Genomic DNA, 10,210 nt, shown 5'->3' on the forward strand with positions numbered 1-10,210 from the left:
CATGGCCGGCACTGCGTTTTTAAAGGGCGTCGGCTACGGTCGGCGCTATCCTTCCCTGCCCTGAAGGACGGGGCTTGCCGCGCCTTTTGGTCAATACAGCTGCGTCTTGACTCCGCTATGGTGGCGCTATGGTGAATAGAGGGGTGGGAGGATGGGTTGAGAGCGGCGATGGCAACAACAGACGTGACGGTGGTGGTGAAGATCGGCACCTCCAGCCTGACAGATACTCAGACCGGCTTGTTGCGTCTTTCGGTGTTGGGGCCGCTGGTGGAGGTGCTGACCCACCTGCGCAGGCAGGGGTATGCGGTGATCTTGGTCTCCTCTGGGGCGGTGGGGGTGGGCTGTGCTCGCCTTGGCTGGCGGCAACGACCGACGGCTATTGCCGAGAAGCAGGCGGTGGCTGCGGTGGGACAGGGGCGGTTGATCCGCCTTTACGATGACCTCTTCTCGGCTCTGAACCAGCCAATTGCCCAAGTGCTGCTCACCCGCGGCGATCTGGTGGAGCGCAGCCGCTACGTGAACGCCAATCGCACTTTTGCCCAACTGCTGCAGATGGGGGTTATTCCCATCGTCAATGAAAACGACACGGTGGCAGTGGAGGAGCTGAAATTCGGCGATAACGACTCGCTTTCGGCGTTAGTGGCCAGCATGGTGCAGGCCAAGTGGCTTATCCTGCTCACCGATGTGGACAAGCTCTATTCGGCTGACCCCAACCGAGATCCCTCTGCCCAGCCCATTGAGCGGGTGTTGCCCGGGATCCCGCTACAGGTGAAGGCCGAAGCCCAGGGGAAAAGCGGCTGGGGCACCGGCGGCATGGCCACCAAACTGACCGCTGCTCAAATTGCTACAGCTGCAGGGGTAACGGTGGTGATCACCAATGGCAAACGGCCTGAGCAGATCCCGGCAATTCTGGCCGGCGAGGCCATCGGCACCCGCTTTGATCCGGCTCCTCAGCCCGCCAGCGCTCGCAAGCGATGGATTGCCTACGGCCTCATCCCCGAGGGATCTTTGACTTTGGATGAGGGGGCGGTACGAGCGGTGTGCGAGCAAGGGCGCTCGCTGTTGCCGGCAGGGATCACAGCCATTTCTGGGGAGTTTGAGGCGGGGGCTGCCGTGCGCCTGTGCGATCCCAGCGGCCAGGAGGTGGCGCGGGGCCTGGTGAACTACAGCGCCGAGGAGCTGCGGCAGATTAAGGGCAAAAAAACCGCCGAGATTCCCCGCATCCTGGGCTACGAAGGGGTTGATACTGCCGTCCACCGGGATAACTTGGCCTTGCTCAATTGAGGCCATGGGTGAGGCCATGGGGGCGAGTCCAGGCGCGGTGCTCTGCACCACTAGCACGAATGGCTACAACGGCGGGATCCCAACGCCTATTCTTCCAACTGCCAGGGATCCTGAGCCAGCACCTCATCGAAAACCCGCGGGGGGCGCACGGCCATCAGCACCTGGCCCAACAGGGGAGAGGAGGGCGAGTCTTCTATCCACTCCACCGCCAGGGATCCGGCCCGATCCACCAGGAAAAATCCCGCCATCTGAGCTCCCTCCCAAACCCGAGCGGCGCGATCGACCACCAGCAAAACCGGATCCTGTTCTTCACCGGCAGGCACCGGCAAACCCAACAGGGATCCCAAAAGCCGGTTTTCCACCTGAAGGATCACCGGATCCCCGGCCTTTTGAATCACTGGCCAAGCAGGCAAGGCCATCCAAGTCTGCTCCGCCGGGCTGTTGACCCAGCCAAAGGGCCCTTGGGGCTGGCTGGAGGGGATCCCTTCCCAGGCGGCAGTTTCAAGAGGCAGGGATCCGGCCACCGGCAGCAGTCGCGGCAGATCTTCTTCCAAGCGAAACACGGACAGCTTGGGCAAAACGCTGCGTTGGGGGCGGGAGCTGGTGGCAATCGTGGACAAGAGCTGCTCCACCTGTCGGCGGGCTGTATCACTGTGGACATACTGAAACGCTCGACCGATAGCCCGAGTTCGCTCCTGCAGATCGCGGGTTTGCTGGGCCGTTCTCCAGGCTTGATAGGCTACCGCATCGCCGGGGTGATCCGTAAACCCTTCCGGAAGCTGTTGGAGCTGGGCATAATTTTTCACGGCGCGGGCGATCTCATGAGCATCAGCGGCATTCAAATGGCGACTGAAGATAAATTCCGCCACCCGAACCCGATCCTGTGGAGAGAGAATGCGCAACTCGTAGAGGATATCGCTGCCTTTATGGGCAAAATGCCCCAGAACTGCTGGGCTGGCTCCTGCTTTGGCCATCCCTTCGTAAACCTGGGCCGCAACAAGGATCTGGTTTTGGTGAATGGGCTCAAACCCGGTTGCCTCGAAGATGGCCTGGGGAGTCATTTTCTGTCGTTGCAAAGCTTGACAGGCCTTGGCCCAATCCAGCCACCGGCCCTCTTTGCGGCGCAGCCGCTCTACCAACAAGCTGGGATCCTCCTCCACAGCAGCAGGTTCCGGCAGATACTGACTCATGCTTGTTCTCCAACAGGCTGGACAGATCACCACTCCCCTGGTCCACAGCCCAGCAGAGCTGGCCGGGCATCTGGCCAAACTTGATCTTCAAACTTGATCTTAGGGCTGATAGCGGTTCTGGCCGAGTCCGGTCGCGACAGCGGGACGGAGTCCTTGGCGCAACTCTAGATCGCTGGGTCGCACAGCATCACCTGGGAAGGCTGTCCACTCACCGGCAAGCAGTTCAGATCCAATTGCCAAAGCTGAGACAGGTGAGATTTCTCTGCTTTGGGCACCTGCAGCCAAATCTTGCCCCTTTGGCCCACCTGCAACACCTGTGAGCCGTTAGGCACAGCTATTTGGGCCAAGGGATCCCCTTTTTCACTGTACAGCCAGAGGGAAGTGGATTGCTCGCCCTCTCGACACAGCAGCAGCACGCCCCAAGGGGCCTTGGCCATCTGGACAGGTTGCCCTTTCAAGAACCAGCGGCGCACCCGCAGCGGATTCACCTGCACCGAGTGGAGATAGGGGCAGCAACCTTGCTGGCCTTCCTTGCCCCCATCTGTTGCCGCGAAGAGCAACCGTTCCCCCAGGCTGATCACCCCCCCTTCGGGATCCAAGGGCAGGCGATAGCGAATGGGCTGGGATCCCGTCTGCAGAGACCAACCGGTCGCGACAGTGGGATGGTGTCCCTTGGGATAGGGCAAGAGGCTCATCTCCACCCACTGCTGCCCCACACCTGTCAACAAAACCAGATGCTCCGAGAGGGCCAGCAAGCGGGACAGGGATCCCTGCCAAGGCCAGCGGAAATAACAGCGGGAATCGGGGAAAGGCTGTGTTCCTGTCGACGTGGCCGGCTGCCATTGTACGGCCCCCAACTCTTGGGCGGTGGCCCAGACCAGCTCCTGTCGCTCTGCCAGCCAGGTGGCCTGCCAATCCTCCTCAAAGCTGAGCAAGGTGCGGATGCGGCTGGGGCTGAGGTGCAAAAGGCTGCTTCGGGAGAAGGCCAGGGCTTCCGGGAAGGTGTTCAAGGGCAGCACCGCCCGAATTGGCTCGTCCAGGGAAAAACGGGCCAAAGCAGGGGATCCCGAGGCAAGGTTCTGGAGATCCAGCCATTCCAGCCTCTGGGGAGTCACCCGCAACAGCAGCGGGGATCTGGAGCCGCCCGGATCCTCGCAGATGCAGAACTTTTGCTCGGCCAGGAACTCCATCCCGCCAGTGTCAACAGAGCCCGGATCCGGCAGATCCCAAACCTGTACCCCAGGGGGCGGCCATCTGGGCAGGCGAGGGCCAACCCAACAACTGGCCGGCTCTTGCCACTCTTGGGCAACCACCGCCAAAGCCGACCGCATTTGGGCAGCAGTGCGGAACCGCCGCAAGGGCAACTTGCGTAGGGCTATCTCCAGCACCTCCCGCAGCGGGGCAGGGATCCCTTCTGGACAGACAAACGGCTGGTTGAGGTGGGCGTGCATCAACTGGCCGGGGGATCCGGAAAAAGGCCGCCGGCCTGTCAACAGCTCCAGCAGGATGATCCCCACCGCGTAGAGATCCGAGGCAGGGCTAAACTGACCGTAGAAGCGCTCGGGAGCCATGTAGGCAGGGGATCCGGTGGCGCTGATCTCATCGGGAAGAGGCTGGGAGTGGCGGGCAATGCCAAAGTCTGTCAGCTTCAGTTGCCAGCCTTGGGGCGTGGGCTTGAGCAGGATGTTCTCGGGCTTGACATCGCAGTGGATCACCCCCTGCCGGTGGGCATGATCTAACCCGGCCAAAATCTGATCCACAAAGCCCAAAACCTGCTTGACCGGCAGCCACAGCCCTTGCTCCACCTGGTCGATCAGCTCCCGCAGCGTGCCTCCCTCGCAGTACTCCAACACCAGGTAGCGACCTTCGCGGGCATGTTCGAGGGCGTAGCAGCGGGTAATGTTGGGGTGGTTGAGGGTGAGCAGATGGCGCAGCTCCCGCAGCAGATTTTGGGTGGGAAAGCGCTCCGCCGGCAGCTCCTTCAGGGCCACCAGGTCTTCTCCTTGACGGGGACGGGCACAGAATACACGCCCGTACTGCCCTTGGCCGGCCAAACCCAACATTTGGTAGCTGTCGTGAATCGACTTGAGGGTACGGCTGCGTCGGGACACGGCCCTAGCCCACGAGGAATCAATACCGGCACTTTACATCTTTTTTTGCTCTTTTCGTTCCCGTCTTGGCTCAGGTTCCAGAACAACGAGCCCAGCAGCAGGTCTGCCGAACTCCCACCGGAAAGCCTAAGAGCCGGTCAACTGCTTGAGCAGCTCCGCTGCGTGGGTTTCCACCTTGACCTTGGTGATAACGGCCTCGATCTTCCCCTCCGGATCAATAACAAAAGTGGTGCGGTGAATGCCGCTGTACTCTTTGCCCATGAACTTTTTCGGCCTATAGACCCCGTAAGCCCTGGCCACCTTGGCCCCCTCATCCACCAACAGGGGGAAGGGCAGTTGCAGCTTCTGGGCAAATTTTTGGTGGGAACGGGCATCGTCGGCGCTCACCCCCAAGATGGCGATGCCGTGGGCTTGATAGTCAGCGTAGGCATCCCGAAAGCCGCAGGCTTCTTGGGTGCAGCCGGGGGTGTTGTCCCGCGGGTAAAAATAGAGCACCACCCGCTGTCCCCGCAACTGGCTCAAGCTGATGGGATTGCCCTCGGCATCGGGCAGGGTGAACTCCGGAGCCGGATCCCCAACGGCAAGGGGCATGGGTGGGATCCCTCCTCAGACCGATTTTTTGGGAGAGAGAATCATCGTGATGTTTCGCCCTTCCTTTTGGGGGGGCTGCTGCATTTCCGCCACTTCTTGTAAGTCTTTGAACAAGCGGTGCAGCAATTCTTCCCCCAACTCGGCGTGCTGGGCCTCACGACCGCGGAACATCACCGTGGCTTTCACCTTGTCTCCATCCCCCAAGAACTGTTGGGCGCTGCGCAGGCGCACGTTGTAGTCGTGCTCGCCGATGTTGTAGCGAAACTTCACTTCCTTGATCTCGGCAGTGTGTTGCTTCTTGCGGGCCTCCCGTTCTTTCTTCTCCTTCTCAAACTTGAACTTGCCGTAGTCCATGATGCGGCAGACGGGCGGGTCGGCCTTTTCGCTCACCAAGACCAAGTCCAGATCTTTTTCTTCTGCCAGGCGCAGGGCTTCGCGCGGGCTCATGATCCCCAACTGAGTGCCGTCGGTATCGATAAGGCGGATTTTGGGGAAGCGGATGCGCTCGTTGATAGCCGGCAGCTCTGCGCGCTGCTTGCGGGGGAAGCGGTCAGGTGGATGCTCTACGGTCAAGTTTTCCTCTCTCAACGAAATAACAACACAAGACAAATGCTAAGTAGGACTAGCCCCCTTCGGAGCAGTGCCGAACCCTGAGTTTGGACTCTCCAATCAAAGTCGGCCACTGGCCCGCAGGCCAAGGCAGGCTGCACCTATACTAACCGGCATTTTCCGTCTCTTTCTAGAGCCGTCAAGCGTTGTCAAGGCCCGCTCACTTGGGGATCCTGCCAGATTGGGGCAACAACCGCGGTAGGATACCAAAGTGGCGATCCTGATGGGATCAAAGGTTGTTTGTCGGCCAGCAGGGAGGGCAGAAGCGGTGCAGCTCGGTTTAACGGAACGGGAACTGACAGAGTTGGCCCAAAAGTCGGTTCAGCTCATCCTCAGCCCGCGGGAAGGGGATAGCGAAGCGCTGATCCAGTACAAGTCTTCGGCAGAATTTCGAGCGGGGGTGCATCTGGCCTGTGCGGCCATGGTGTTGGTCTTGGCAGAGAACAACGAGCGCCTCAGCCAGCAGTTGCAGGCTACTTTACAAAACTTATCTGCAGCCGTCGAGACACCCTCAGAGAAGGCTGCCGGAAGCTAGCCCAAGGATCCGCGAACGGGGGAGGAAAAGCCTTGGCTGAGGTGCGCAGCGAACGAGACTCAATGGGGGAGCGGCAACTACCCCAGTCGGTTTACTACGGCATCCAGACCGCCCGTGCCCTGGAGAACTTCCCCATCAGCGGCCTCAAGCCCCTGCCAGAGTATGTGGAGGCCTGCGTGCTGATTAAAAAGGCGGCGGCGGAGGTCAACGGCGAGCTGGGGTGCATTCCGGCAGAGGTGGCCAAGGCGATTGTCCAAGCGGCGGATGAGATCCTCCAGGGATCCCTGCGGGATCAGTTTGTGGTGGATGTGTACCAGGCGGGGGCGGGCACCTCCCACCACATGAATGTCAACGAAGTGCTGGCCAACCGCGCTCTGGAGATCCTGGGGGAGCCCAAGGGCCGCTACGAGCGGGTCAGCCCCAACGACCATGTCAACTACGGCCAGTCCACCAACGATGTCATCCCCACCGCCATTCGTCTGGCTGCCCTGCTGCGGGTGCGACGGGATTTTCTGGGCACGCTGGACAATTTGGTAGCGGCGCTGGAGCAGAAGGCCCAAGAGTTTCGCGGCATCCTCAAGGCCGGTCGCACCCATTTGCAGGATGCGGTGCCAGTGCGGCTGGGGGACAGCTTTGGCGCCTACGCGGCCATCTTTGCCCAACACCGTCGCTGGATTGAGGAGGCCAGCCAGGCCCTGTGCAGCTTGGGGTTGGGGGGAAGCGCTGTCGGCACCGGCCTCAACACCCATCCCCAGTACCGGCAAAAGGTGGTGCAACGGCTGGCGGAATATACTCAGCTACCCCTGACCCCTGCTCCCCACCCCATGGCGGCGATGCAGAGCATGGCCCCCTTTGTGCATCTGTCGGGATCCCTGCGCAACCTGGCCCAAGATGGCATCAAGCTGGCCAACGACCTGCGGCTGATGGATTCTGGCCCCAAGACCGGCCTGAAGGAGATCCAACTGCCGCCGGTGCAGCCCGGCTCTTCCATCATGCCTGGCAAGTACAACCCGGTGATAGCCGAGATGTTGAACATGGTCTGTTTCCAGGTGATTGGGCTGGATACCGCCATCACCCTCGCAGCCCAAGCGGGGCAATTTGAGCTGAACGTGATGATGCCCCTGATTGCCTATGACCTCCTGCACAGCCTGCAGATTCTGAACAGCAGCCTGCGGGTCTTTGCCGAGCGCTGTATTCAAGGCATCACCCCCAAACCGGAGCGCTGCCGCGGCTACGCAGAAGGGACGCTGGCTTTGGTGACCGCCCTCAACCCCTACATCGGCTATTTGCAAGCTGCAGAAGTGGCCAAGGCTTCTTTGGAAACCGGCCAGTCCATTCGGCAGATTGTCTTAGAGCGCAACTTGATGACCCCGGAACAGGTGGCCAAGGTGCTGGATCTGGAGGCGATGAGCCAAATGCAGTCCTAACCCATTCGCTACAGTGGAGGCATACTGCTCCTGCCTGGCCATGACCATCGCCCCCTATCGCTGGCCCACCCAGCACGACTTGCCCGATACAGACGACACCCCCTTGGACAACGAGGATCAAGGCCGCCAATACCCCCTCCTCCGGGAACCGCTGCTGCTGCACTGGTCAGATCGGCAAGACTTTTTTGTGGCTTGCAGTATGGGCCTTTACTACGCCCTACCCCGGCAGGTCATTGTTCCAGATTTGTTTCTGGTGCTGGGGGTTCCCCGTTGGCGGGATGGCACTGCCCGCAAAAGTTATGTGGTTTGGGATGAAGGGAATATCTTGCCTATTCTCATCTTGGAGATCATCTGCAACGACCAGGGGGAAGAAAAACCCGGACAAGCCAAATTCCAGCTCTACGAAAGGCGGCTGCGGATCCCCTACTACGTCACCTTCGAGCTGGAGACCGATGAGCTGAATGTTTATCAACTCCAGGGCGGACACTATGAGCTGCTCCCCGGCTCAGGCGCTGGAGAACATCCCCCAATTCTGTTGCCCGATTTGGACTTGAGTATCGGTCGGTGGTGGGGATCCTACGAGGGGCGAGAACGCTTTTGGGTGCGCTGGTACGATAGGGCAGGGCAATTGTTGCCTACGGGAGCTGAACTAGAACGGCAGCGGGCTGAATTGGAACGGCAACGGGCTGAATTGGAACGGCAGCGGGCAGAATTGGAACGCTCCCGAGCCGAACGACTGGCCCAGCGGCTACGGGAACTGGGAGAAGACCCTGAATTTTGATCAGCTTTTCCAGGGATCCCCAAAAAAGAAATCTCCACCTACCCCCTACACTGGAATCCTGGCATTCCAGGGGGACATGATGACCAGACAGCGACTCAGTTTGTGGACGAAGCTGGCCTATGGGGTGGGGGATCTGGGCACAGGCATGACGGCCAACATCCTCATCTTTTTCCTGCTGCCCTTTCTCACCAATACCGTTGGCATGTCGGCAGGCCTAGCCGGCAGCATCTACGCCATCACTCGCTTTTGGGATGCCATCAACGATCCCATCATCGGCATTCTCAGCGACCGCACCCGCACCCGTTGGGGCCGTCGCCGCCCCTGGCTGCTGTTTGCAGCCCTCCCCTTTGGCCTCACGTTCCTGGCCCAGTGGTGGATCCCTTTTCCCGGTCGGATTGGCCCCCTGTTTGCCTACTACCTGGCGGTGTCGCTCTTGTTCAATACCTTCTACTCTGCGGCCAATATTCCCTACGCCTCCCTGACAGCGGAGCTGACCCAGGATTACGACGAGCGCACCCAGCTCAACCAATTCCGCTTTGCCTTCTCTGTAGGGGGCAGCATGGTTGCGGTGGTTACCTTTCCGCTCTTGGTCAACCTGCTGCCGGATCGGGCTGCCGGCCATCTGCTGGCCGGAGCCTGTTTTGGAGTGATCTCGGCTGTGCCCTTGCTGATCTGTTTTTGGGGGGTGCGAGAACGGTATCCATCCCAACGGGATCCCATGCCCCTGGTTCAACAACTGCGGGTGGCCTTCAGCAACCGCCCCTACCTGTTTGTCAGCGGCATCTACCTGTGTTCTTGGCTAGCGTTTCAGTTCACAGCCACAATCATCCCTTATTTCATCGTCTTTTGGATGGGCCTGCCGGAGGTGTGGATTTCCTTGGTGGTACTGGCGGTACAGGGGATCGCAGTGCTGACGCTGTTCGGTTGGACCCAACTGAGCACCCATCTGGGCAAGCGCACCATGTACCTTATCGGGGCGGGGTTTTGGCTGATCTCGCAGGCGGGCCTGTTTTTCCTCCAGCCCGGGCAGCAAGGGATCATGATTGGGCTGGCTCTGTTGGCCGGCATTGGGGTTTCTGCTACGGCCTATCTCGGCCCTTGGTCCATGTTGCCGGATGTGATCGATCTGGATGAACTACAAACCGGGGAGCGGCGGGAGGGGATCTTCTACGCTTTTATGGTCTTCTTACAAAAGGTGGGCCTGGCGCTGGGACTGTTTTTCGTGGGGCAAGCTCTGGATTGGGCCGGCTTTGTGCCTTCGGTGGCCGGAGAGGCCCTGCCCATCCAGCCGGAATCGGCTTTGTTGGCCATTCGCGTTGCCATTGGCCCCTTACCGGGAGTGGCTTTGATCGGCGGGATCTTGCTGGTGTGGTTCTACCCAATCACCCGGCAGCGTCATCAGCAGATCCTGATGGAATTGGAAGAAAGACGGCAACAATACCACCCCAGCACCGAAAGATCTCCTTAGCTAAACCGCCGAGAAGCCCCGCCCTCTGTCCGTAGGACGTATGGCCTACGGCCCGCTGAAGCGAACGTGCTAGCGGCGCGGAGCGCTTGGGCCGGGATGAGAGGCGGGAGTACCTTGGTTTTCAATGTACTGGCTCAATGCCGAGACTGTTACCCCACCACATGAAGCGATGAAATAAGATTCATTCCACAGCACATTTTTCCGGTATATCTTG

The 10,210-nt window shown here is 60.1% G+C and carries 10 protein-coding genes; 5 read left to right on the forward strand and 5 right to left on the reverse strand.

Going from position 1 to position 10,210, the window contains the following annotated elements; genetic code table 11:
- The first annotated feature begins 168 nt into the window (after positions 1-168).
- The gene (gene proB / locus ACVWXE_RS13750) at positions 169-1,284 is read left to right on the forward strand and encodes a glutamate 5-kinase (RefSeq protein ID WP_041436197.1); all 1,116 of its coding nucleotides are present in this window, start codon (positions 169-171) and stop codon (positions 1,282-1,284) included.
- 86 nt (positions 1,285-1,370) lie between these two features.
- Here the strand turns inward: proB and raf1 are convergent, their stop codons facing one another.
- From raf1 to infC, 4 genes are all read right to left on the reverse strand, one after another.
- Positions 1,371-2,474, reverse strand: coding sequence for a RuBisCO accumulation factor 1 (gene raf1 / locus ACVWXE_RS13755; RefSeq protein ID WP_457490578.1), 1,104 nt, complete (start codon positions 2,472-2,474; stop codon positions 1,371-1,373).
- 164 nt (positions 2,475-2,638) lie between these two features.
- Positions 2,639-4,585 carry a serine/threonine-protein kinase gene (locus tag ACVWXE_RS13760; RefSeq protein ID WP_457490579.1) on the reverse strand — a complete coding sequence of 649 codons (1,947 nt, stop codon included), beginning with the start codon at positions 4,583-4,585 and terminating at the stop codon, positions 2,639-2,641.
- Positions 4,586-4,711: 126 nt separating this feature from the next.
- Entirely contained in the window at positions 4,712-5,176 is a 465-nt protein-coding gene (gene bcp, locus ACVWXE_RS13765; protein ID WP_457490580.1) for a thioredoxin-dependent thiol peroxidase, read from the reverse strand.
- A gap of 15 nt (positions 5,177-5,191) precedes the next feature.
- Positions 5,192-5,698 (reverse strand): translation initiation factor IF-3, encoded by a 507-nt coding sequence (gene infC / locus ACVWXE_RS13770; protein ID WP_457388865.1) that lies wholly within the window; start codon positions 5,696-5,698, stop codon positions 5,192-5,194.
- Positions 5,699-6,008: 310 nt separating this feature from the next.
- On the opposite strand from infC, the gene ACVWXE_RS13775 reads away from it, so the two are divergent.
- The 4 genes from ACVWXE_RS13775 (at position 6,009) to ACVWXE_RS13790 (ending at position 9,996) form a co-directional block, all read left to right on the forward strand.
- Complete coding sequence (locus ACVWXE_RS13775; RefSeq protein WP_011432176.1) at positions 6,009-6,320, forward strand: hypothetical protein; 312 nt, start codon at positions 6,009-6,011, stop codon at positions 6,318-6,320.
- 41 nt (positions 6,321-6,361) lie between these two features.
- Complete coding sequence (locus ACVWXE_RS13780) at positions 6,362-7,747, forward strand: aspartate ammonia-lyase (RefSeq protein WP_457396139.1); 1,386 nt, start codon at positions 6,362-6,364, stop codon at positions 7,745-7,747.
- Positions 7,748-7,787: 40 nt separating this feature from the next.
- Positions 7,788-8,528 (forward strand): Uma2 family endonuclease, encoded by a 741-nt coding sequence (locus tag ACVWXE_RS13785; protein ID WP_457490581.1) that lies wholly within the window; start codon positions 7,788-7,790, stop codon positions 8,526-8,528.
- A gap of 79 nt (positions 8,529-8,607) precedes the next feature.
- Positions 8,608-9,996 (forward strand): MFS transporter, encoded by a 1,389-nt coding sequence (locus ACVWXE_RS13790; RefSeq protein ID WP_457490582.1) that lies wholly within the window; start codon positions 8,608-8,610, stop codon positions 9,994-9,996.
- A 69-nt stretch (positions 9,997-10,065) separates the two neighbouring features.
- Here the strand turns inward: ACVWXE_RS13790 and ACVWXE_RS13795 are convergent.
- Positions 10,066-10,210: transposase (locus tag ACVWXE_RS13795; protein WP_457490583.1), on the reverse strand; the 145-nt coding region annotated here is incomplete at its 5' end.

The sequence above is a fragment of the Thermostichus sp. MS-CIW-41 genome, assembly GCF_054058915.1.